The organism is Streptomyces sp. NPDC001407, assembly GCF_042895325.1.
In the GTDB taxonomy this organism is placed as follows: Bacteria; Actinomycetota; Actinomycetes; order Streptomycetales; family Streptomycetaceae; genus Streptomyces.
In genome coordinates this window covers 527,673-550,058 of the sequence record NZ_JBIAWF010000001.1, presented here as the reverse complement: position 1 = coordinate 550,058, position 22,386 = coordinate 527,673, and the positions used below count along the sequence as shown (strand labels likewise).

At 67.1% G+C, this 22,386-nt stretch carries 19 protein-coding genes; 5 read left to right on the top strand and 14 right to left on the bottom strand.

Annotated features, from left to right (window positions below):
- Window position 1 precedes the first annotated feature (1 nt).
- The 8 genes from ACFY1P_RS02485 to ACFY1P_RS02450 form a co-directional block, all read right to left on the bottom strand.
- The gene (locus ACFY1P_RS02485) at window positions 2-967 is read right to left on the bottom strand and encodes a Gfo/Idh/MocA family protein (RefSeq protein WP_390749392.1); all 966 of its coding nucleotides are present in this window, start codon (window positions 965-967) and stop codon (window positions 2-4) included.
- Complete coding sequence (locus ACFY1P_RS02480) at window positions 961-1,635, bottom strand: NADPH-dependent F420 reductase (RefSeq protein ID WP_390749391.1); 675 nt, start codon at window positions 1,633-1,635, stop codon at window positions 961-963. Before ACFY1P_RS02480 ends, ACFY1P_RS02485 begins: the two co-directional genes overlap by 7 nt.
- A 447-nt stretch (window positions 1,636-2,082) precedes the next feature.
- Window positions 2,083-2,970, bottom strand: a complete 888-nt coding sequence (locus tag ACFY1P_RS02475; RefSeq protein WP_390749390.1) for an aldo/keto reductase — start codon at window positions 2,968-2,970, stop codon at window positions 2,083-2,085.
- Entirely contained in the window at window positions 2,967-4,130 is a 1,164-nt protein-coding gene (locus ACFY1P_RS02470; RefSeq protein WP_390749389.1) for a cytochrome P450, read from the bottom strand. The genes ACFY1P_RS02475 and ACFY1P_RS02470 overlap by 4 nt, the downstream gene beginning before the upstream one ends.
- Window positions 4,112-5,089, bottom strand: coding sequence for a hypothetical protein (locus tag ACFY1P_RS02465; protein ID WP_390749388.1), 978 nt, complete (start codon window positions 5,087-5,089; stop codon window positions 4,112-4,114). The genes ACFY1P_RS02470 and ACFY1P_RS02465 overlap by 19 nt, the downstream gene beginning before the upstream one ends.
- Complete coding sequence (locus ACFY1P_RS02460) at window positions 5,068-6,408, bottom strand: serine hydrolase domain-containing protein (RefSeq protein WP_390749387.1); 1,341 nt, start codon at window positions 6,406-6,408, stop codon at window positions 5,068-5,070. Before ACFY1P_RS02460 ends, ACFY1P_RS02465 begins: the two co-directional genes overlap by 22 nt.
- Window positions 6,409-6,456: 48 nt before the next feature.
- Window positions 6,457-7,179: a 2OG-Fe(II) oxygenase gene (locus ACFY1P_RS02455; protein WP_390749386.1), complete on the bottom strand. Its 723-nt coding sequence runs from the start codon at window positions 7,177-7,179 to the stop codon at window positions 6,457-6,459.
- 73 nt (window positions 7,180-7,252) lie between these two features.
- Complete coding sequence (locus ACFY1P_RS02450) at window positions 7,253-7,381, bottom strand: hypothetical protein (protein WP_390749385.1); 129 nt, start codon at window positions 7,379-7,381, stop codon at window positions 7,253-7,255.
- Window positions 7,382-7,851: 470 nt separating this feature from the next.
- Between ACFY1P_RS02450 and ACFY1P_RS02445 the strand changes: the two genes are divergently transcribed.
- The 5 genes from ACFY1P_RS02445 to ACFY1P_RS02425 all read left to right on the top strand — a co-directional run bounded on the left by ACFY1P_RS02445 (window position 7,852) and on the right by ACFY1P_RS02425 (window position 13,462).
- A complete protein-coding gene (locus tag ACFY1P_RS02445; RefSeq protein ID WP_390749384.1) occupies window positions 7,852-9,465 on the top strand; it encodes an ABC transporter substrate-binding protein in 1,614 nt (537 codons plus the stop codon).
- Window positions 9,466-9,531: 66 nt separating this feature from the next.
- Complete coding sequence (locus ACFY1P_RS02440; RefSeq protein WP_361534669.1) at window positions 9,532-10,455, top strand: ABC transporter permease; 924 nt, start codon at window positions 9,532-9,534, stop codon at window positions 10,453-10,455.
- A complete protein-coding gene (locus ACFY1P_RS02435) occupies window positions 10,448-11,419 on the top strand; it encodes an ABC transporter permease (RefSeq protein WP_361534666.1) in 972 nt (323 codons plus the stop codon). Before ACFY1P_RS02440 ends, ACFY1P_RS02435 begins: the two co-directional genes overlap by 8 nt.
- A gap of 11 nt (window positions 11,420-11,430) precedes the next feature.
- Window positions 11,431-12,432 carry an ABC transporter ATP-binding protein gene (locus ACFY1P_RS02430; RefSeq protein WP_361534663.1) on the top strand — a complete coding sequence of 334 codons (1,002 nt, stop codon included), beginning with the start codon at window positions 11,431-11,433 and terminating at the stop codon, window positions 12,430-12,432.
- On the top strand, window positions 12,422-13,462 hold the full coding sequence (locus ACFY1P_RS02425) for a dipeptide ABC transporter ATP-binding protein (RefSeq protein ID WP_361534660.1): 1,041 nt from the start codon (window positions 12,422-12,424) through the stop codon (window positions 13,460-13,462). The genes ACFY1P_RS02430 and ACFY1P_RS02425 overlap by 11 nt, the downstream gene beginning before the upstream one ends.
- Window positions 13,463-13,720: 258 nt before the next feature.
- Here ACFY1P_RS02425 and ACFY1P_RS02420 read toward each other — a convergent pair whose 3' ends face one another.
- From ACFY1P_RS02420 to ACFY1P_RS02395, 6 genes are all read right to left on the bottom strand, one after another.
- Window positions 13,721-14,779 (bottom strand): oligopeptide/dipeptide ABC transporter ATP-binding protein, encoded by a 1,059-nt coding sequence (locus ACFY1P_RS02420; RefSeq protein ID WP_361532436.1) that lies wholly within the window; start codon window positions 14,777-14,779, stop codon window positions 13,721-13,723.
- Between the two features lie 18 nt (window positions 14,780-14,797).
- On the bottom strand, window positions 14,798-15,811 hold the full coding sequence (locus ACFY1P_RS02415; protein WP_361532433.1) for an ABC transporter ATP-binding protein: 1,014 nt from the start codon (window positions 15,809-15,811) through the stop codon (window positions 14,798-14,800).
- Window positions 15,812-15,824: 13 nt separating this feature from the next.
- Window positions 15,825-16,802, bottom strand: coding sequence for an ABC transporter permease (locus ACFY1P_RS02410; protein WP_361532430.1), 978 nt, complete (start codon window positions 16,800-16,802; stop codon window positions 15,825-15,827).
- A gap of 120 nt (window positions 16,803-16,922) precedes the next feature.
- Entirely contained in the window at window positions 16,923-18,728 is a 1,806-nt protein-coding gene (locus ACFY1P_RS02405; RefSeq protein WP_390749383.1) for an ABC transporter substrate-binding protein, read from the bottom strand.
- Window positions 18,729-18,775: 47 nt separating this feature from the next.
- On the bottom strand, window positions 18,776-19,753 hold the full coding sequence (locus tag ACFY1P_RS02400; RefSeq protein WP_361532424.1) for an ABC transporter permease: 978 nt from the start codon (window positions 19,751-19,753) through the stop codon (window positions 18,776-18,778).
- Between the two features lie 352 nt (window positions 19,754-20,105).
- The gene (locus ACFY1P_RS02395; protein ID WP_390749382.1) at window positions 20,106-22,223 is read right to left on the bottom strand and encodes an alpha/beta fold hydrolase; all 2,118 of its coding nucleotides are present in this window, start codon (window positions 22,221-22,223) and stop codon (window positions 20,106-20,108) included.
- Between the last annotated feature and the right edge of the window lie 163 nt (window positions 22,224-22,386).

Below are 22,386 nucleotides of genomic sequence, written 5' to 3'. Positions count from 1 at the left end.
GTCAGTTCTCCTTGGCAGCGGCTTGCCAGGCGAGGGAATCGGACAGCGAGGCTATGACGCGGGACTGGTGGAGCGGCATCGTCCAGCCGGTCCCGCCGCTCACCACACGGCTGAAGTCGTCCACCATCAGGCGGTAGGGGTCGATGCCGGAATACTCCGACGTCCTTTCCGAGCCCGCCGCGTTCCGGTGAATCAGGTGCACGGTGTCCCGCGCCATCGCGGAGAACGGCCAATCGGGCAGCGACAACAGCTCGCCGGCTCCACGCAGGGTGAATACCTCGCGCGGCCGTTCGGCGGTGAAGGACACGTGGAGCGCGGCCGTTGTACCGCTGTCCCATGCCAGTGATGCCGTGGTGCTCGTGTCAATCCCAGTCGAGTCGATGGTCATTGTGCTCGACCTGATCCGGGGCGATCGCCAGCCGTTCATTGCCAGCACCGCGCTCAGGACGTAGCCCCCCAGGTCGTACAGTGCGCCACCACCGCGCGATGGGTCCCACCGATAGTTGTCATGGTCTGCTCGATGCAAAGCGAAGGTCGCTTCGATGTGTGCTCCATCGCTGAAGGACTCAGCGATCCGCTCTGCCGAACGCATCCGAGGGTGCCACCGATACCACATGGCCTCCGAGACGGTACGTCCCGCACGGTCCGCCGCTTCCGTGATCCGATCCACCTGCACGGCGGACAGCGCGAGCGGCTTTTCGCACAACACGTGCTTGCCTGCCTCAAGTGCCTTTAGACACCAGGGAAGATGACTCTCGTTACTCAAACTGATGTAAACGACCTCGACTTCGTCGTCCGCCAGCACGTCCTCGTAGTCGGCGGTGTGCCACTGGGGGGAAAGAGCCTCGGCTCGCCGTAGATCCCGTGATGCCACGACCCGCAGTGCACTCAGTTGGGATTGGTGGACCGCCGGTGCCAGGGCGACCCGGGCCGCATGGCCGGCGCCGATGAATCCCCAGTTCACCATGAGCGTCCTGCCCCTGGGGCGAGGGAAAGCAAAGCTCCCGTCGAAAGGCGGGGATCCGGCACGTCCGGGTTGCGACGGCTGATCTCCTCGCGCAAGAGCACCATGCCTTCCAGCACGCCGCAGTGTGCGAGCACGCCGGCGTCGAGAGCTGCGAGACCGATGTGACGGGACAGTCGCAGCACGGTCTGCTTCGCCTGCTGGTCATCTCCCGCGACCAGGTTGACCGCCCCCGTCTCCTCCGACATCAGATCTCCGGAGGTGCAGGTGCTGAAGGCCTTGACCAGGCGCGCGTACGGGATACGCCGCGCGATTTCGACGGCTCCGTTGGTGTCAGGAGGCAGAACAAGCCCATCAAGCTCGTCGGTCAGCGGGTTCGTCGCATCCACGACGATCCGCCCCTCAGCGAACCCTGGGAATTTCTCCGCCAGGTTCACTGCGGTAAGAAACGGAAGCGCGAGCACCACTACGTCCGCCCCGTCAAGTGCTTCAGGCGTCGGCCGCACAGCCCGACGTTCCAGCAGGGGATGCAAGCGTCCGAGTGCCTCGGAGTCGGACCGGCGTGTCGCGACTCGAGTCCTGACCCCGTAGTCCATGAGCCGCAGGGCAAGAGCTGTTCCCAAACGCCCCGCGCCCAGCACGCATACCGAAGGGTGGCCGTCGTCACTCATGGTCTCCTCCGATGGCACGGACCGCGAAAGCATGAGCGCTCTCCAGGACGTCGAAGCAGATGTCGGACTCTTCGCAGTTTCTCGGCGCGAACAGCAGGACGGTGCCTTGGGGAAGCCGATCACCAGCGAGCGGGTGGTACTCGCCCCAGCCCGCTTTGATGACTGCGGCTGCCCCGGCTACTGGCAGACAGACGTGCCACGAGCCGTCGTACGAAGGATGGGCATGTGCGAACTCGATTGTCCGGCTGTGTTGCCCCTCTGCGGTGAGGTGAAGGCCCACGGCACCTGGGACGGAGATCCTGGTGGCAGACACTTTTACGCCAGCGAGCCCCTCGCACCTGCGTAGGAGTCGTTGCTGCACGTGGTACGGGGAGTTCTGGGTCAGCTGTTGGTGTGGCACGGTGGGGCTGGTGGAAGGCCGGGGCCCCAAGCGTTCGGGCAGTCGCATCACAGGTGCTCCGCATCGGACAGTGTCGGTCGAAGCACGCGCTCGGCGAGGCCGAGGTGGTCCACGACGGCGTTGACATTCGCCTGAGCGTGGCGGGTCGACCCGGCCCCTGGAATCGGCACTACATGGTCACCGAGATCGAGCAGCACGCCGAGTGCCACCTGGACCACCGAAATGCCCTTCCGTTCAGCCGCTCGCATCATCCTCGGGTCCTTCAGCAGGGCTCCTTCGGCGAAGGGCTGGTAAGCCATGACGGTGATCCCGCGGCTTTTGCAGTACGCCATCAGGCGCAGCACGTCCGGGGTGATGCGCTGGGCATGCAAGTGGTTCTGCACACTGGCGATCGGACCTTCGTGCTCGGCCCGTTGCAACTGCTCGAGAGTTACATTGCACAGGCCCACGTGACGGGCCAGGCCTCGGCGCCTTATGTCCTGCAAGGCACCGACTTGATCCTCCAGTGGAATGCGAGTGGAGGGGTGATGCAGTTGCAGCACGTCGACCGTATCGAGCCTCAGTCTGCGGACACTGGCTTCAGCGGCCCGGGCCAGGCTCTTCGGCCGCGCGTCGACTGCCCAACCACCAGAAGTATCGCGCACCACACCGGCCTTGGTGGCAATGAGCGGACGGGCGTTCCGCCGGCTGAGTACCTCGCCGATGATGCGTTCGGACCAGTAGGGGCCGTAGCAGTCGGCAGTATCGATGACTGCTATTCCGCTGTCACAGGCGAGCTGGACGACTCTGCGGCTCTCGGCCGTGTCCCTGGGCGGGCCGAAGGAGTCGGACCCCGCCAGGCGGTTGCCGCCTAGCCCCAGGCGCAAGGGGCCCCACTCCAGCGCCGGCTTCAGTGTGGACGGATTACCGACGACGGCATGGCTCTGTGGACTCATGATGCAAGGACCTGTAGCTGGTCGAGGCCTCTGCCCAGGAAGCGACCGGACCAGCGCAGCGGCTGCTCCGTGTGGAGGGACAGCATGGGGAGATGAGTGAGGACGGCGCGCAGCATCGCTTCGAGCTCAACTCGGGCCAGTGACGCGCCCACGCAGTAATGCGACCCCTGGGAAAAGCTGAGATGGGGATTGGAGGAGCGGTCAGGACGGTACGCGTCCGGATCGTCGAAAATCCGCGGGTCCCTATTGCACAACCCAAGAAGCACGGCTACCTGGACATCGGCCGGTATGACCGTATCTCCCACGACGGTAGGTTCGGTCGTTCTGCGCATCACAACATGCGCAGGGGTGTGCAGTCGCAGCAGTTCTTCGACCGCCGGACCAATGAGTGCCTCGTCTGCGACCAGGTGCTCGAACCGTTCGCGCCGCCACAACAGCGACAAGAGCATGTTCCCGAAGAAGTTGGCACTCGTCTCGAAGCCCGCGACCACCAGCAGGATGCATGTGGCGAGGAGTTCGTCATCGTCGATGCCTGCAGCAAGGGCCCGCTCGGCCATGATCGGCAACAACCCCGAACCATTGGAGATGTTCCGGTAGGCAGACAGCTGGTCCTGGAAGAAGGCGAGGATCTGTTCGGCGCTGCGATTGAACTGCTCGTCGCTGGTGTGCTTAGACAGGGAGACAGCCCACTGACCGAGGAAGGTCCCCTCGACCGGGGATACGCCCAGCAGACGGCATATGGCGTCCGCTGTGACCGGGTAGGCAACCGTCTTCATGATGTCGACCTGACGTCCCTCTACCGAAGTAAGCTCGCTCAGCTGATCCAGGTGATCCGAGGTCGTCTGGTGAACGATGGCCTTCAGCTCGTTCAATCGGGCGGGCGTAAAGCAGTCACTCACCATGCGTCGTAGTTTCAGGTGCTGCTGGGTGTCCTTGAACATGAAGAAACGGGATGAAACCTGGTCCCAGATCCCGAGTGCTGGCTTTCTGGTCACGCTGCTCACGGTGCGGTTCCGCAGCAGCTGCACCGCCTCCGGATGTCCGAGCACCAACCAGAGCCCTTCACCAGTGCGCTGGACGGCCTTGCTCCGGTCAATCTTGCTGTAGAAGCGTGCTGCGACTTCATCTTGGGGGTCGAGCTCTACGCAGTCGGTCGCCATCTGGAGGTCCTCTCCTCTCCTACGCGGTGGTGTGGCAGTTTGAACTCTGGAGGTGCGGGCTGAAAGTACCGACTGCTCGCCTCAGTGGATCTGTGCCTTGAGGCAAGTTGGGTAACAAACTGCCCCGGATCATCGGCAATTAGGCTTGATGCCATGGCGTACACAACCTGGTATCCAACCGAGGTGCTGTACGTGTCCCGAAGGTAGAGCATGTCCAACGTTTTCGGAGGTGGCTCGCAGAGGCCCAGTTCGGATGCCTCCGTCAAGAAGTAGAAGTGGTTCAGCCATGCTTCGGTGTCGCAGTACGAAGCCCAGAGCTTCTGCTTCTCGCTGGGCTCCGGGAGTGCGGCGAGATACATGTCGAAGCCAACTCGTCCGAGCGCTAGTGCTGCAGCTTCGGATTCGACGTAGTGTGGAAAGCTTTCGGTCAGCCCTGCCCCTGGGGCGGTTTCGTAGAGAAAGTGCCCCAGCTCATGGAGGAGGACCGCGAGGGACGACGTCGTCCCGTCGTCGGTAGCCAGAATGATGAATCCGGTGTCTGTCTTGGCGACTCGGGCAGCCGGGCCGCCTCCGGGTGGGCTGGTGACCACATCGAGTGCGTGCTGGTCCGGGAGGGACAGACCTCTCAACACAACTCGAGCTGCCTCGACCGCACTGCTCCGCGTGGAATCACTCCGCAACCACGTCTGTTCGATCAGTGGCACCGCACTGTCGGCGTACCGCTGAAGCTGTGGCGGTGCCAGCTCTGCCATGGCGGTCCGGCTCCGGCCGATCTGGCCGTCATAGATCTCCCGTACCGCATCGGTGAGAGGGTGGCGCTCCACGGCGCGACGACGTTCGGCAAGAAGCCGTGCCAGCTGATCGGGGTTTCGACGCAACGTCCGAGCTGCTTCGACGTAGTTGGTCATGAAGAGGTCCCAGCCACCCTGGATCCTGGTCAGCACGAGGGGGTCGGGCACCGAAGCCACCGATCTTTCTGTTTGGAACTCGGGGAGCGGTTGAGCCTGTACAAGCGGGAGCCATCGCTGAACCGCAACCTCTCGCCCTCGATAACGCACCGGGGATATGGCTCTCCTGGTACCGAGTAGAGATAGGGGGCCGTCCTTCGCAGCTCTAGCTCGAACCCGCTCCGAGTCCGTACCGTCACGATCTCTGCGGCTACCTCGGCTTCGAGTGAGTCGCCGGCGTAAGTCCCGACAGCCTCGGTATGGCTCTCCGTCGACGGGGTGCTCTCCGGAAGCACACCCGGCATGGGCGCTGTCGAGGGGCTTACCGAGGAGGCGGCGAGCGCCTGTTTGACCACTGTGCGCAACTCCGGAGGGGTGACAGCAGCTGATGCCATGGCGACGATGTGTACGTCCTCATGGGGGTAGCTCACGAATTCGGTCGTGAATCCGGCGCTGGCTCCCTGATGGTGGTAGTACGTCCGTCCATCTCGGTCCTCGTCGACGAGGACGGACATTGCCATCTTCGGATGGAGGTGGAGAGAGAGCAGTTCGTTACGGATCCGGCTGCTCACAGTGTTGTTGCTGCCTGCACCTCGCAGGTGAGGTGCGATGTCGATAAGCAATGACATGAGGTCCTGGGGGCGCGCCCACAGGCCGCCGGCACAGATCTCGGGGTAATGGAGCGAGCCGTGCGGAACAGGTATCGCCGAGTGGATGAAGCCTTTTGCTGTGAGGGTGGATTCCGGTCCCGTAGGCGATTCGGCAAGTATTGTCGCGCTAGGAGAAATATTCCGGATGGCATCGAGGAGGAGCCCAGGAAGGTCATGACTTTCTTCAAGCTCCGCCTGAAGAAGAGTAAAGGCTCCGCTGCTGTAGACTACGCGGCCCATCGGGATTCCGGTAAAAGCGAGAGCTGGCGACCTGCCCTGCCCGGCAATGACCTCTGCCAGAGTGGGGATATCCTCGTCGCGTGGGTATCCGGGAACGCTGCGCACGTTTAGGCCCGTAATGTGATGGAGGATCTGACGCGGCGTGATAGCGACCCGTTGGCTTAGATATCGAGGGATCAGATGCTCGGCGAATTGCAGGGGATCATCCAAGCCCAGCACGCCTTGCTCCCCGAGGGAGAGGCACGCTGCCGCAGTGATGAATTTTGACAGGGACCCGAGCTGGTAGTACTGCTCCATCGGCGTCGCGGCGGCGTTGTGGATCCCTCGCTCCACCAGAAATTCATTTCCCCTGTCCACGAGAAGCACCACGCAATTTCCGCCGGCGCCCGCCTCTACGATTGCTTGGTCTAGTGCGCCTTGAATCTTTATCTGCGGTGTCACTGGATCACTAATCCGAGCTGGAAGTTGAGAACGACGCGGTGGAACTCCTCAGGAGGGATTTGCATCAGATACAAAGAATCCGACAACAGCTGCCCTCGGCTGGTCTCCCGCACTGGGCGTCACCGGCGTGACTCTGTGATGGACGCGAGAAGTGAGCAGGACCAGCCGGTTGGGCCGTGCGGAGACGAAGGTGCCGTGCCCGATGCTATTCCTGTACTGCTCGGCACTCACGTCGAGCATGAAGTCGGGCCCCACATCGCCAATGACCTGCCGGGGCTGCCTTCCGGGGCTTTCAGGTCTGCCCTGGTCGCCCGCTTCGCCGTCGGCGAGAACGAGCAGTTCTCCGCCCCATGAGGAACCCCATCGCGGGTGTCCGTAGAAAACATAGGCGCCCAACAGGCTCTCTGCGTCGTTGTGCCAGTTCAGCCCGGCCCCGACTCCTGAAAGCACAATACGCCCGGTGACCGTCGCCCTCTTGCCGGTGATTCCTTGCGGATAGTGACTCTGCAGCGCTTCATCAGGCTGAGCGATTCGTTCGACGAGATTTCCCACCAGGCTCATACCCGGAGGGGTGGAGTCCACTATCCCTCGGGTAGCCAGCTCACTTTGAAGAACTGCCGCCGAGGGCAGTCCGTACGCTTTGACCCATCCCTTGGAGTGCATGGAACGGTATGACAGGAACTGCAACGAAGTCGCCAGCGATGCGAATTCAATGTCACTGAGAAAGTCGTCGATCACTGTGAGATGGGGAGTCTGAATGGTGATCTTCATGAGAGAGGAATGTCTTTCTGTGATGCGTGGCGGGCCAGCCTCGCTGTAGCGCCGGCCCGCCCCTCACTCCTGCTTAGACCAGGTCGAGGACATCCGCCGGGACGGCAGCCAGGCAGCGCGGCCAAGAGAGCATCTCGATGTCCTCGAAGACGGACTGCTCGTTGTTCTCGGCGATCTCAATGCTCTTGTCCTGAGACTCCATTGCGATTCCCTTCTTAGGAGGAGGTGACTCCCCTGCCGTATATTTCAGCAAGAGCAAGCTCAGAGACACCTGAAGGGATTCCTCCGGTTACCTCGGGGCTTGCTTGTTCGCTAAGGCAAGAATTGCCCAGAGGGTGCTGGCGCGACAATGAAGGCAATGGGCCATCATGTGGCGTTGCAGGAACCTGAAGGGGGCGGGTGGTGCGTACTGTAACTTTTCATGCCAGTTGGCCTGTTCTGTCACGCTGAGCTATTGGGGGGGCGTTACCCAGCCCGCGGGTCGAACTTCCTGCCGACCTCATGGTCGGCGTAACCCCTGTTGCCCTCGGGCACCGCTACGCGTCCCGCGTTCGAGGACCCTCACTCACGCATACGGGCGGTTTCTGCGCCGTCCGGCACCCAATGAGCCCCGTCGCGTCACCTCATGGGGTGTGATCTCGTCCTAGTGAGGCTGAGGACGAGGAGGGCCCCATGCGGGGAGTCGCGCGTGTCCGGTGGGGTGTCTGTGTGCTGTCGGTGGTGCTGCTGGCTTCGGGTTGTGGGGGAGGCGGCGCGGTCAAGGGGGTCGTGCGAGCCTCCTGGGGGGATCCGCAGAATCAGCTGGAGCCCGCCGACACCAATGAGGTCCAGGGCGGCAAGGTGCTGGACATGATCTTCCGGGGGCTCAAGCGGTACGACCCCAGGAGCGGCGCGGCCGAGAACATGCTCGCCGACCGGATCGAGACCTCCGACCAGCAGAATTTCACCATCACCGTCAAGGACGGCTGGACCTTCAGCAACGGCGAGAAGGTCACCTCGAAATCCTTCGTGGATGCCTGGAACTACGCCGCCCTCATCGACAACAAACAGAAGAACTCCTCCTTCTTCGCCTACATCGACGGCTACGACAAGGTCCACCCGGCCAGCGGGACGGCGGCGGCGAAGACTCTCCCCGGCCTGTCCGTGAAGGACGATCGGACCTTCACGGTCAAGCTGCGGACGAAGTTCTCCACCTGGCCCGACACCCTCGGCTACGCCGCCTACGCCCCGCTGCCCGCGGCCTTCTTCGAGAACCACGCGGCCTGGCTGAAGAAGCCCATCGGCAACGGCCCGTACGTCATCGACTCCTACAACAAGGGCTCGTCGATGAAGCTCCTCAAGTGGGACGCCTACCCCGGCCCCGACAAGGCGCAGAACAAAGGGGTGGAACTGCGCGTCTACACCGACAACAACACCGCGTACACCGACCTCCAGGCCGGGAACCTCGACCTGGTCGACGACATTCCGAGCGCCCAGCTGAAGAACGTCAAGAAGGACCTCGGTGACCGCTACATCAACCAGCCGGCCGGCATCATCCAGACCCTGGACTTCCCGATGTACGACCCGGCCTGGTCGAGGAGCGGAATGGAAAAGGTCCGCAGGGGCCTGTCCATGGCCATCAACCGCGCCCAGATCACCGATCAGATCTACCGGAAGACCCGCACCCCCGCGACCGACTGGACCTCCCCGGCCCTCGGCGACAAGGGCGGCTACAGGTCGGGCCTGTGCGGTGACGCCTGCACGTACGACGCCGTCATGGCGAAGAAGCTGATCCAGGACGGCGGCGGGCTGCCCGGCGGCCGGGTCACCCTCACCTCCAACGTCGACACCGGCTCGCACCGCGTGTGGATGGACGCCGTCTGCAACAGCATCAACAACGCCCTGGGCGACGACCGGGCGTGCACGGTCAACCCCGTCGGCACCTTCGCGGACTTCCGGAACCAGACCGCCGAGCAGCGGATGACCGGGCCCTTCCGCTCGGGCTGGCAGATGGACTACCCGCTCATCCAGAACTTCCTGCAACCGCTCTACTACACCGACGCCTCGTCGAATTACGGGAAATTCTCGGACCCGCGGTTCGACAAGCTCGTCGACGAGGCCAACGCGGAAAGCTCGGCGGACAAGGCGAACGCCACGTTCCAGGACGCCGAGAAGATCCTCGCCGAGCAGATGCCGGCCATTCCGCTGTGGTACCAGAACGGCAGCGCCGGCTATTCCGAGAAGCTCTCCGAGGTCACGCTCAATCCCTTCAGCGTGCCCGTCTACGAGCAGATCAAGGTCAGCTGACGAGCCTTCGTACGGACCGGGAGACCCGGCCCGCCAGAGCCTCCCGCCACGACCCCCGGAGCCCTCATGGGACGGTATGTGATCCGGCGGCTGCTCCAGATGATCCCGGTGTTCATCGGCAGCACGTTCCTGATCTTCTTCATGGTCTACACCCTCGGCGACCCCGTCGCCGCGCTCTTCGGCGACAAGGCGCCCGACCCCGCGACCGCCGCGCGGATCCGCCAGGAGCTCTATCTCGACGAGCCGCTGTGGAAGCAGTACCTGCACTACATGGGCCAGATCCTCACCGGTGACTTCGGCACGGCCTTCAACGGCCAGAAGGTCACCGAGCTGATGTCCAACGCCTTTCCGGTGACCCTGCGGCTCACGCTCACCGCCATCGTCTTCGAGATCGTCGTGGGCATCGTGCTCGGCGTCCTCGGCGGGCTGCGCCGCGGCCGCCCGGCGGACACCTCGGTATTGCTGCTCACCCTCGTCGTGGTCTCCATCCCGACCTTCGTCAGCGGCTATGTGCTGCAATTCCTCTTCGGCGTGAAATGGGGGATCGCCTCGCCCTCCGTCTCGCCCGACGCCCCGCTCGACGAGCTGATCCTGCCGGGGGTCGTGCTGGGCCTGACCTCGCTGGCGTACGTCACCCGGCTGACGCGTACGTCCATCGCCGAGAACTCCCGCGCGGACTACATCCGCACGGCCGTCGCCAAGGGCCTGCCGCGGCGCCGGATCATCACCCGGCACCTGCTGCGCAACTCCCTGATCCCCGTCGTCACCTTCATCGGCACCGACATCGGCGCGCTGATGGGCGGCGCCATCGTCACCGAGCGGATCTTCAACATCCACGGCGTCGGCTACCAGCTGTTCCAGGGCATCCTGCGGCAGAACTCGCCGACCGTGGTCGGCTTCGTGACGATCCTCGTCATCGTCTTCCTGCTGGCCAATCTGCTGGTCGACCTCCTCTACGCCGTGCTCGACCCGAGGATCCGCTATGCCTGAGTCCCCCGACCCGCAGGACGCCATCACCCCCGCCGGGGGCGGCGCGATGAGCCTGGCCACCAGCGAGGCGGAGACCCTGGAGCAGGGGCCGCCGCCGACCGGAGGCGTGCCCACGGGCAGGCCCCGCAGCCTGTGGTCCGACGCCTGGCAGGACCTGCGCCGCAACCCCGTCTTCGTGGTCTCGGCGCTGATCATCGTCTTTCTGGTGCTGATCGCCGTCTGGCCGGAGATGATCGCGAGCGGTAACCCGCTCCAGTGCGACCTCGCCAGGGCCCAGGACGGTCCCGCGCCGGGCCACCCCTTCGGCTACGACGCCCAGGGCTGCGACGTCTACACCCGTACGGTCCACGGGGCGCGCGCCTCCATCACCGTCGGCATCTGCGCCACGGCCGGGGCCACCCTGCTCGGCAGCGTGCTCGGTGGGCTCGCGGGATACTACGGCGGCTGGTGGGACGCGCTGCTCTCCCGGCTCGCCGACGTCTTCTTCGGCATCCCGATCATCCTGGGCGGACTGGTCTTCCTCTCGGTCGTCACCAGCGGATCGGTGTGGCCCGTCGTCGGGTTCATCGTGCTGCTGGGCTGGCCGCAGATCTCCCGCATCGCCCGCGGCGCCGTGGTCACCGCGAAACAGAACGACTACGTCCAGGCCGCGCGGGCGCTCGGCGCCGACGACCGGCGGCTGCTGCTGCGGCACATCGCGCCCAACGCCGTGGCGCCGGTCATCGTCGTGGCGACCATCGCGCTCGGCACCTACATCGCCCTGGAGGCGACGCTGTCCTTCATCGGCGTCGGCCTCAAACCGCCCACCGTCTCCTGGGGCATCGACATCTCCAACGCCTCCGTCCAGATCCGCAACGCCCCGCACATGCTGCTGTGGCCCGCGGGAGCGCTGAGCATCACGGTGCTGGCGTTCATCATGCTCGGCGACGCGGTGCGCGACGCCCTCGACCCCAAACTGCGCTGAGGAGCGGGCGGATGGAGCACCAGGAAGCACAGCCGGTCCTGCTGGACGTACGCGACCTCAAGGTCGAGTTCCGCACCCGCGAGGGCGTGGCCAAGGCGGTCAACGGCGTCGACTACAGCGTCAGGGAGGGCGAGACGCTCGCCGTGCTGGGGGAGTCCGGCTCGGGCAAGTCGGTGACCGCCCAGGCGATCATGGGCATCCTCGACTCGCCACCGGGCCATGTCACCGGCGGCCAGGTCTTCTTCCACGGCCAGGACCTGCTGACCATGCCCGCCGAGACGCGCCGCCGCGTGCGCGGCGCCAAGCTCGCCATGATCTTCCAGGACGCCCTCTCCTCGCTCAACCCCGTGCTCAGCGTGGGCGCCCAGCTCAGCGAGATGTTCGAGGTGCACGAGGGGATGACCCGCAAGGACTCCCGGGCAGCGGCGGTCCAGCTGATGGACCGCGTCCGCATCCCCGGGGCCAAGGACCGGGTGGGCGACTACCCGCACCAGTTCTCCGGCGGCATGCGCCAGCGCATCATGATCGCGATGGCGATCGCCCTGGAGCCCGACCTGATCATCGCGGACGAGCCCACCACGGCGCTGGACGTGACCGTCCAGGCACAGGTGATGGACCTGCTGGCCGAGCTCCAGCGCGAGTACAACATGGGCCTCGTGCTCATCACCCACGACCTGGGTGTGGTGGCGGACGTCGCCGACAAGATCGCCGTGATGTACGCGGGCCGCATCGTCGAGACCGCACCCGTACGCGACCTCTACGCGGCACCCGCCCACCCCTACACCCGCGGCCTGCTCGACTCCATCCCGCGCCTGGACCGCAAGGGCGAGCAGCTCTACGCGATCAAGGGGCTGCCGCCCAACCTGACCGCCATCCCGCCCGGCTGCCCCTTCAACCCCCGCTGCCCCCGCGCCCAGAACATCTGCCGCACCGACCGGCCACCGCTCTTCACCGTCGCCCCCGGCCGGACCAGCGCCTGCCACTTCTGGAAGGAAACCCTCGATGAGAGCTGACGGCGAGGTGATCCTGGAGGTACGCGACCTCGTCAAGCACTACCCGCTCACCCAGGGCATCGTCCTCAAGCGGCAGGTCGGCGCCGTCCAGGCGGTCTCCGGCGTCTCCTTCGACCTGCGGCGCGGCGAGACGCTCGGCATCGTCGGCGAGTCCGGCTGCGGCAAGTCCACGGTCGCCAAGCTGCTGGTCAACCTGGAACGGCCGACGAGCGGGCGGATCAGCTACAAGGGCCAGGACATCACCAAGCTGTCCGGGCGCGCCCTGAAGGCCGTGCGCCGCAACATCCAGATGGTCTTCCAGGACCCCTACACCTCGCTCAACCCCCGCATGACCGTGGGCGACATCATCGGCGAACCCTTCGAGATCCACCCCGAGGTGGCGCCCAAGGGCAGCCGGCGGCAGAAGGTCCGCGACCTGCTGGACGTCGTCGGCCTCAACCCCGAACACATCAACCGCTACCCGCACCAGTTCTCCGGCGGCCAGCGCCAGCGCATCGGCATCGCCCGGGGCCTCGCGCTGCGCCCGGAGGTGATCGTCTGCGACGAGCCGGTCTCGGCGCTGGACGTCTCGGTGCAGGCCCAGGTCGTCAACCTCCTGGAGCGGCTCCAGGCCGAGTTCGACCTGTCGTACGTCTTCATCGCCCACGACCTGTCCGTGGTCCGGCACATCAGCGACCGGGTCGCGGTGATGTACCTCGGGCGGCTCGCGGAGGTGGGCACGGACGCGCAGATCTACGAGCATCCGACGCACCCCTACACGCAGGCGCTGCTCTCCGCCGTCCCCGTGCCGGACCCACGGGCCCGGGGCCGCCGCGAACGCATCCTCCTGGCCGGCGACGTGCCGTCACCCGCGCATCCGCCTTCCGGATGCCGCTTCCGGACGCGGTGCTGGAAGGCGCAGGCGAAGTGCGCGGAGGTGGTGCCGCCGCTGTCCGTGCCGGATTGGTTCCGGGAGGGGAGTGGGGGAGCGACGCATGATTCTGCGTGCCATTTCGCGGAGGAGCGGGAGGTTTTGCCGGGCTCTGGCTGAGGTGCGCTTCCGGGTGCGGGTTTCTTTTTCCCCAGCCCCGCCCCTTCCCGAAACTGGGGCGCGTGCCCCAGACCCCCGACTGCGGGTCCGTTGCCTCCCCCAGCTACCTCCCCCGGACGGAGTCTGGGGGAGGTAGCTGGGGGAGTTTGAGGACACCGCGCGTCAGCGCAGTCCGGGGTCTGGGGCGAAGCCCCCCCCGCGCGGCGGAGCCGCAAATCGGATGCAGCCGGGAAGGGGCGGGGCTGGGGAAGGAAAAAGTCACCCCGACAGGGCCGGATCCAGGATCACCTCACGGTCGCGCTCCACCGTCGGCGGCTCCGGAAAGTGACACGCCGTCAAGTGAGAGGAACCACTCCCCTCCAGCCGCACAAGCAAAGGCTCCTCGGAAGCACACCGAGGCCGCGCCTTCCAGCACCGCGTCCGGAAGCGGCACCCCGAAGGCGGGCTGATGGGGGACGGGACGTCGCCCGCGAGGCGGATCCGTTCGCGGGGCGGCGCGCCGGTGGTGAAGCCCTCCGGGACGGCGGAGAGCAGGGCGTGGGTGTAAGGGTGGCGCGGGCGGCGGTAGATGTCGTCGCGGTCGCCCACCTCGACGATGCGCCCGAGGTACATCACGGCGACGCGCTGCGAGAAGTGCCGCACGACGGCGAGGTCGTGGGCGATGAAGAGGAAGGCGATGCCCAGCTCCCGCTGGAGGGAGCGGAGCAGGTTGACCACCTGCGCCTGGATGGACACGTCGAGGGCGGACACCGGCTCGTCCGCCACCACCAGCCGCGGCTCCAGGGCCAGCGCGCGGGCCACCCCGATGCGCTGCCGCTGGCCGCCGGAGAACTCGTGCGGGAAGCGGTTGTAGTGCTCGGGACTGAGCCCCACGGTCTCCAGGAGTTCCCGTACGCGCGCCTCGCGGCCCCCGGGCGGCCGGATGCCGTTGATCTCCATCGGCCCGGAGATGATCCGGCCGACGGTCTGCCGGGGGTTCAGGGAGGCGTACGGGTCCTGGAAGATCATCTGGATCTGGGCGCGGACCGGCGCGAGCTCCTGGCGCCGCGCGTGGGTGATGTCGCGGCCCTCATAGGTGATCCGGCCGGCCGTGGGCTCCAGCAGGCGGGTGAGCAGCCGCCCGGTGGTGGACTTGCCGCAGCCCGACTCACCGACCAGGCCGAAGCTCTCGCCGGCCCGTACGGTCAGGTCGATGCCGTCCACCGCCTGCACCGCCCCGACCTTCCGCCGGAAGGGGAAGCCGCCCATGATCGGGAAGTGCTTCGTCAGCCCCTCGGCGACGAGCAGCGGCTCGCCCGGGGACACCTGGTCGCTCATCAGGACTCCGTTACGTTGTCAGGCGGGCCGGCCGAAGGCCGTCCGCTGCCGGGCGGGCGGGAGGTGGCAGGCCGCGCCGCGGCCGGGCGGCAGTTCGGGGCGTTCGGTGCGGCACAGGTCGCCGCCGACCTCGGTGACGTAGCCGCAGCGCGGGTGGAAGGGGCAGCCCGGCGGCGGCGTGAGCAGGCTCGGCGGGGAGCCGGGGATGGGCACGAGCGGCTCCTCGACGTCGGAGTCCAGCAGCGGCATGGAGCCCAGCAGCCCCCAGGTGTACGGGTGGCGGGGCTCGCTCAGCACCTCGCGGACCGTGCCGCGCTCCACGGCCCGGCCCGCGTACATCACCAGCAGCTCGTCCACGGTGTGCGCGACCACCCCGAGGTCGTGGGTGATGAGGATGATCGCCGAACCGGTCTGCTGCTGGAGCTCCTTGAGCAGGTCGAGGATCTGGGCCTGCACGGTGACGTCGAGGGCCGTCGTCGGCTCGTCGGCGATCAGCAGCTCGGGGTCGCAGACGAGGGCCATCGCGATCATCGCCCGCTGCCGCATCCCGCCGGAGAACTGGTGCGGGTAATCGTCCACGCGCAGCGTGGCGTTGGGGATGCCGACCTTGTCGAGCATCTCCACGGCGCGCAGCCGGGCCTCGCGCCGGGAGGCGCCGGTGTGCTTGCGGTAGGGCTCGGCGATCTGGCGGCCGACGGTGTAGTACGGCGAGAGGGCGGTGAGCGAGTCCTGGAAGATCATGGCCATCTTGTCGCCGCGGAGCCTCTCCAGCGTGGACTCGGGCGCGCCGGTCAACTCCTGTCCGTCGAGCAGGATCTCGCCCTTGATCTCGGTGTGCCGCGGGTCGTGCAGCCCGAGGACCGCGAGATTGGTGACGGACTTCCCGGAGCCGGACTCGCCGACGATGCCGAGCGTACGGCCGCGTTCCAGCTCGAAGGAGAGCCCGTCGACGGCCTTGACGACGCCGTCCTCGGTGTCGAAGCGGACGAACAGGTCCCGTACGGCCAGGAACGCGCCCTCGGATGTGGTCACGGTGTGGTTGCTCCTAGGCGAGGCGCACGCGCGGGTCGATGAGGGCGTAGGCGGCGTCCACCACGATGTTGGCGACGACGATCGCCGTGCAGCCGACGAGCATCACCGCCATCAGGGTGGGCAGGTCGGTCTCGCTGACCGAGGAGACGGCCAGCCGCCCCAACCCGTGCAGGCTGAAGGTGAACTCGGTGATGATCGCGCCGCCGAAGAGCGACCCGAGGTCGATGCCGAAGATGGTGACGATGGGGGCCAGCGCGCCCCGCCAGGCGTAGCGGAAGAAGACGGTGCGACGGCTGAGGCCCTTGGCGCGGGCGGTGCGCACATGGTCCTCGCCCAGCTGCTCGATCATCTGGGAGCGGGTCATGCGGCTGTAGTTGGCGATGAAGATGATGGAGAGCACGAGCCAGGGGATGAGCATCCCCATGAACCACTTCCCGGGGTTCCGGGTGATGGGGTAGTAGGCGGGGTTGTCCATCCAGTGCAGCCCGCTGACGAGGACGGCGAGCGCGATCACGCCGACGAAGTAGATCTGGAGGGCGTTGCCGACCAGCGACAGGGAGCTGAAGAACTTGTCGATCCAGGTGCCGCGGAAGGCGGCGGCGAGCATCCCGATGCCGACGCCCACGAAGAGGAAGACGGCCGCCCCGCCGAGGGTGATGGACAAGGTGGTCGGGAAGCGGTCGACGATGGTGCCCCAGACCGGCTGCTGGTTGGAGAAGGAGTAGCCGAAGCAGGGGGCCGGGCAGTGGCCGACGGAGAAGTCGCGGCCGACGAAGATGCCGGTCATGTAGTGCCAGTACTGCACGGGCACCGGCTGGTCGAGTCCCAGGTTCTTGTTGATGACGGCGATGGCGTCCGGTGTGCAGTTCTTGCCGCAGGACATCAGGGCCGGCTCGGAGGGCAGCGCGAAGAAGAGCAGGAAGGTGATCGCGCTGATCAGCAGGATGATCACGATCGCGCCGAGCGAGCGGCGGGCGAGGAATCGAAGCATGGTTCGCGGTCTTCCGGTCGGCGGGCTGTCCGGACGGCGGGGCGCGGGCCGGGCGGCGGTACGGGTCCGGCGCGGGGGTGCGGCCGGGCCGGTGCTGGTCCGGCCGCACGGGGACCGGCGCTATTTGACGTAGACGCCGGTCGGGTCGGCGGTGCCGTAGACCGGGTGGTAGCGGACCCCGCCGAGGTTCGAACCCCACAGCGCGAACTGCCGGTTGTAGAAGGTCGGCACGCCCGGGACGTCGTCCGTGAAGATCTTGTCGGCCAGCTTCTGCCACTGGGGCGCGGCCTTCTTCACATCGGGGATGGCGTTGATCCGGTCGATCTCCTTGTTGACGGCCGGATCGTTGATGTGGCCGTAGTTCTGGGCGCCGTCGGCGATCCCCCGGCCGTCGAAGAGCGGCGGCACCACGGTCGAGGAGACGGGCCAGTCCGCGCCCCACGAGGTGCGGTAGATGTCGAATTTGTTCTTCACCTCGGCGATCGCGGTCGCCCAGGTGTTGGAGTCGATCTCCTTCTTCTGCACCTTGAAGCCGGCGCGCTCCAGCGCCTGGGTGACGACCACGGAGACCTTCTGCTGGAGGTCCGTGTTGGGGTAGGCGTAGACGATCTCCTGCCCCTCCTTGCCGGCCTCCTTCAGCAGCTCCCTGGCCTTGTCCGGGTCACCGGCGGGCTTGGCCTTCTTCCCGTACGGGTCGGTCGGCTGGTAGCCGTCCATGGCGGGGGAGAGGTAGTTGGTGGCCAGCACCCCGGCGGTCGTGCCGCCCATCTGCTGGAGGATCTGCCCGTTGGGGATGGCGTACGCGAGCGCCTTGCGGACCCTGACATCCCTCAGCCGGTCCATGTTGAAGCTGATGTAGTCGACGTACGGCTGGATCTCCACGAAGCGGCGGTCCTTGGTGTCCGCCTGGTTCAGCACCTTCTCCGTCATCTCCGGGGCGACGGCGTTGGTGAAGGACATGGTGTTCTTGTCGCCGCCCTGGTCCGCGAGGAAGCGGCGGGTGGAGTCGGCGTACTGATGGCCGAAGCTGATCTCGAACCGGTCGGCGTACTGGTGGCGCACCGGGTCCGTCTTCGGGTCCCACTGGTCGTTGCGCACGAGCGTCAGCGACTTGCCCACCTTGTAGTCCCCGACCTTGTACGGGCCCGAGGAGAAGGGCGCGTTGTCGTACTTCCGCTGGGTGTCCTTCGCCGCCTTGACCGCGCCGATGTTGGGCATCGCGGTCGCGAAGGGCGTGTCGGCGTGCGGCGCCAGGAAGTGGAAGACGATCGTCTTGTCGTCCGGGGTGTCCAGCACGGACGAGGGCAGGTGCTTGCCCTTGTACGGGCCGTCGGGCAGCGCCTTGCGGAAGGCGGTGCCGTCGCCGGAGAGCCACTGCGGGATGTACTGCGGGCCGTCCGTCTCGAAGGCGGCGTAGAGCCGCTCGATGCCCCACCGGACGTCCTGGGAGGTGATGGCCGAGCCGTCCTCGAACTTCAGCCCGTCCTTGAGGGTGAACTTCCAGGTCTTCCCGCCGTCGGAGGGCGTGCCCGGGTCGGTCGCCAGATCGCCGACGACCTTGACCTGGCCCTTGTCGTCCACCTTGTACGAGGTCAGCGAGCGGTTGTAGAGCATCTGGTCGGTGAGCATGTCGCTGTAGTAGATCTGCGCCGGGTCCAGGTGGACGAAGGCGTCGCGCTGGAGGACTCCGACGGTGCCGCCCTTCTTGGCGCCGGGGACACCGGGGGCGGGGCCGGCCGAGTCCTCCTTGGTGCCGATCGAGTAGTTCGAGGACTTGTTCTTGTCCGCGCCGGGCCCCTGGTCCTTCCCCCCGTCCCCGCCGCCGCCTCCGCTGCTGCACGCGGAGAGCGCCAGGGCCCCGGCCGCCAGGGCCGCGGCGGCACACAGCCGGGATCTTGACCTGCGATGTCTCGTCAGCGGGTTCATGGGTCGATGCACCTGCCTGTCCGTCGATAACTGGTAGGGCACTCGCGTCAGCGACCGGTCCTGGGGTCGAAGGCGTCCCGGACCGAGTCCCCGAGCAGGTTGAAGGCGACCACGAAAATGATCATCGCGAGGCCGGGGAAGAAGATGTAGGTGATGTCGCTCTCGTAATAGTGGGCGCCGTTCGCGAACATCCGGCCCCAGTCGGGGGTCGGTTCCACGATGCCGACGCCGATGAAGGACAGGCCCGCCTCGATGGTCACGATCGAGGGCAGCATCAGCGTGGACTGCACCAGGATCGGGGTCCAGAGGTTGGGCAGCAGCTCCTTGCTGATGATCCGCCAGGGGGAGGCGCCGGTGACCTTGGCCGCCTCGACGAACTCCCGCTCCCGCAGGCTCAGCACCTGCCCGCGCAGCAGTCGCGCCAGCCCCATCCAGCCCAGCACCCACAGGACCAGGATCAGGGTCACCACCCGCAGATAGGTGGGCGTCTCCTTCTCCGGGCTGACGAAGAGGGAGTAGACGACCGGCGTGAAGGCGATGAAGGACAGCTGGGAGGGGAAGGCCAGCAGCAGGTCGATGAACCGCCCCAGCAGATAGTCCGTCCGTCCGCCCAGATATCCGGCCGTCACCCCCACCAGGACGCCCGTGATCACGCACAGGACGGTGGCGGCGGTCGCGATGAGCAGGGACGTACGGATCCCGTAGACCAGCTGGGACAGCACGTCCCGGCCCAGCGTCGGCTCGATGCCGAACCAGAAGCGGCCGGATATACCGCCGTTGGGCTTCACGGGATAGCCGAACTCGTTGAGCAGCCCCCGCTCGTCGAGCCCATAGGTCGTCGTCGCGTCCTTCCCGTAGAGCTTGGAGATCAGCGGGGCGGCCAGGGCGACGAGGAAGAAGAACAGCACGACGTACGCGGAGACGACCCCGGCGCGGTCGCGCTTGAAGCGGCGCCACATCAGCCGGCCGGGTGAGCGGCCCGCGAGCTCCGGTTGCGCCAGGGTGCTCCGGGAAGGACTCGTCATCGCCTAAATCCCCCGCACTGTAGACCAGTTGGCCCATCGCGGACCTGGAGCGCACGGTGGGTTGAGCGGACTTTGGCAATGGATTCACAGCGCAGTCAAGGGGTCTGCGTGCGGAGGCGGCGCTTCTTGGGTGAAGGTTGAGCGGATCGAGCGCGGGCCGTGCTTGACAGCCCTTCGGGCTGTGCTGGTCGCGGATCTGCGGGCCGTCTTGTTCCCGCAACACGCCTCGCGCGTTGTCCTCAAACGCCGGACGGGCTTGATGCGGCTGGTGTGGATGGCATGGCATGGCATGCCGGCGGGGCGGCCCGCCCGCCGCTCACCACGCGAGCCCGTCCGGCGAGAGTGGCCCCGGCTACATGCCCAGCGACCGCTTGAGGAAGTCGACTTGGAGGAGCAGGAGGTTCTCCGCGACCTGTTCCTGCGGCGTCATGTGCGTCACCCCGGAGAGCGGCAGTACCTCGTGCGGGCGACCCGCGGCGAGGAGGGCTGAGGACAGCCGGAGGGTGTGGGCCGCGACCACGTTGTCGTCGGCCAGGCCGTGGATGATCATCAGTGGCCGTGCCTGCCCGGCCGCCTCGCCCAGGCCCTCGTCGGTGACGAGCGAATTGCGGGTGTAGACCCCGGGCTGTTCCGCCGGGTCGCCCAGATAGCGCTCGGTGTAGTGGGTGTCGTAGAGCCGCCAGTCCGTGACCGGGGCGCCCGCGATGCCCGCGTGGAAGACGTCGGGGCGGCGCAGCACGGCCAGCGCCGCGAGGTAGCCGCCGTACGACCAGCCGCGGATGGCGACCCGGCCCAGGTCCAGGGGGTACTCCTCGGCGAGCGCCCGGACCGCCTCGACCTGGTCGTCCAGGGTCACGCCCGCGAAGTCGTCCCGGACCGCCTTCTCCCACGCGGGGGAGCGGTGCGGGGTGCCGCGGCCGTCGGCGACCACCACCGCGAAGCCCTGGTCGGCGAACCACTGCGAGGTCAGGTGGGAGTTGTGCGCGGCCACCACGCGCGGCCCGTGCGGTCCGCCGTAGGGGTCCATGAGCACCGGCAGCGGCCCGTCACCCTCCGCGTAGCCGGTCGGCAGCAGGACGGCGCACGGGATGCGCCGCGCGCCCGCCTCCGTGAGCCGTGCGCGGGAGGTCAGCACCGGCGCTTCCGCGTGGGAGGTGACCGTGGCGGTCCGTACGCCGTCGCGCAGGACCTGAACCGTCGCCCCGCTGTGCTCCAGCGACGTCGACACCAGGACGGTCACCGCACCCGACCGCGTCGCCGAGTGCCACCCCCGGCCCTGGGAGACGCGCTCCACGCCGTGCTCGCCGACGCGGTAGACATGCGTCTCGCCGGTCTCCGGCTCCTTGGCCTCCGGCCCTGCGGAGGCGGAGACGAGCAGGTCGCCGGGGCCGACGTCGAGTACGGCGCGGACGTGCAACGCCGGTCCGGTCAGGGCCCGGTCGCCCACCGTCAGGGTCCGTACGCCGCTCTCGTCGGAGATCCGTACGAGTTGGCCGTCCGGGGTCCACGCGGGCACGCCAGGGAAAAGATCCAGCCAGTTTGCGTCCTCCTCCGTGTGCAGGACGCGGGTCGCGCCGGTCGCCGTGTCCACCGCCAGGAACACCTGGCTCCGCTGGTCGCGCGCCTGTGCGAGCAGCAGTGGCGGATGGCCCTGTGACCAGTGCGCCTGTGCCAGATAGGGGTAGCGCTCACGGTCCCACGCAACGTCCGTGCGCGAGCCGTCGAGGCCCAGCAGCGACAGCGTCACCTCGGCGTTGGGGGTGCCGGCGGCCGGATAGGCGACCTCGGCGGGCTCGCGGTCCGGATTGGCCGGGTCCGCGATCCACCAGCGGCGTACGGGCGCGTCGTCCACACGTGCGACCAGCAGGGACTCCCCGTCGGGCGCCCACCAGAAGCCACGCGTCCGGTGCATCTCCTCGGCCGCGATGAACTCCGCCAGCCCCCAGGTCACCGTGGCGCTCTCCGGCTCGGCCAGGGCGCGGTCGCCGCTGCCGTCCGCCTCGACCACCCGCAGCGCGCCACCCGCCGCATAGGCGATCCGGCGGCCGTCCGGAGACGGGCGCGGATCGGCCACCGGACCGGGAACGACCAGCTCACGGGCGGTGCCGCCACGCAACTCCGCGATGAACAACCGCCCGGAGAGGGCGAACGCCGCCAACTCCACGGCGCTGTCCACGGCATAGCCGACCACTCCCGCAGCGCCCTCGCGGCTGCGCTCGCGCCGGGCCCGCTCCTCCGCCGAGAGCTCCTCGTCCGCGCCGCCCAGCAACACGGCGGGATCGGCGGCCGGATACTCCCGTCCGGTTCCGGGGTCGACCACCCATAGAACGTTTGCCCGATCGAACCCGGTGCGGGAGCGCAGGAAGACGACACGTGAACCATCCGGCGACACGGTGAATGCGCGCGGCGCGCCGAGGGAGAAGCGCTGGGTTCTGGCGTACTGACGTGGGAATGTGAGCTGTCCGGTCATGCCGGCGAGCCTACGGCGAGGGCGGCGCGATCTCGCCGTGCGCCCCGGATTTGCTCCTGTGCACCGAGTGAGGTCGGGGCACCGGAAAGTTATGATCACTGACGCATAGTTGGTATGTCGCGGGTGGCATCCGTATGTCATCCGCCCCTTGTCCGTCCGACCG

Coding starts and splice junctions, on each gene's coding strand:
- ACFY1P_RS02485 (WP_390749392.1), bottom strand. CDS start 967: ATGGTGAACTGGGGATTCATCGGCGCCGGCCATGCGGCCCGGGTCGCC.
- ACFY1P_RS02480 (WP_390749391.1), bottom strand. CDS start 1,635: ATGAGTGACGACGGCCACCCTTCGGTATGCGTGCTGGGCGCGGGGCGT.
- ACFY1P_RS02475 (WP_390749390.1), bottom strand. CDS start 2,970: ATGAGTCCACAGAGCCATGCCGTCGTCGGTAATCCGTCCACACTGAAG.
- ACFY1P_RS02470 (WP_390749389.1), bottom strand. CDS start 4,130: ATGGCGACCGACTGCGTAGAGCTCGACCCCCAAGATGAAGTCGCAGCA.
- ACFY1P_RS02455 (WP_390749386.1), bottom strand. CDS start 7,179: ATGAAGATCACCATTCAGACTCCCCATCTCACAGTGATCGACGACTTT.
- ACFY1P_RS02450 (WP_390749385.1), bottom strand. CDS start 7,381: ATGGAGTCTCAGGACAAGAGCATTGAGATCGCCGAGAACAACGAGCAG.
- ACFY1P_RS02445 (WP_390749384.1), top strand. CDS start 7,852: ATGCGGGGAGTCGCGCGTGTCCGGTGGGGTGTCTGTGTGCTGTCGGTG.
- ACFY1P_RS02440 (WP_361534669.1), top strand. CDS start 9,532: ATGGGACGGTATGTGATCCGGCGGCTGCTCCAGATGATCCCGGTGTTC.
- ACFY1P_RS02435 (WP_361534666.1), top strand. CDS start 10,448: ATGCCTGAGTCCCCCGACCCGCAGGACGCCATCACCCCCGCCGGGGGC.
- ACFY1P_RS02430 (WP_361534663.1), top strand. CDS start 11,431: ATGGAGCACCAGGAAGCACAGCCGGTCCTGCTGGACGTACGCGACCTC.
- ACFY1P_RS02425 (WP_361534660.1), top strand. CDS start 12,422: ATGAGAGCTGACGGCGAGGTGATCCTGGAGGTACGCGACCTCGTCAAG.
- ACFY1P_RS02420 (WP_361532436.1), bottom strand. CDS start 14,779: ATGAGCGACCAGGTGTCCCCGGGCGAGCCGCTGCTCGTCGCCGAGGGG.
- ACFY1P_RS02410 (WP_361532430.1), bottom strand. CDS start 16,802: ATGCTTCGATTCCTCGCCCGCCGCTCGCTCGGCGCGATCGTGATCATC.
- ACFY1P_RS02405 (WP_390749383.1), bottom strand. CDS start 18,728: ATGAACCCGCTGACGAGACATCGCAGGTCAAGATCCCGGCTGTGTGCC.
- ACFY1P_RS02400 (WP_361532424.1), bottom strand. CDS start 19,753: ATGACGAGTCCTTCCCGGAGCACCCTGGCGCAACCGGAGCTCGCGGGC.
- ACFY1P_RS02395 (WP_390749382.1), bottom strand. CDS start 22,223: ATGACCGGACAGCTCACATTCCCACGTCAGTACGCCAGAACCCAGCGC.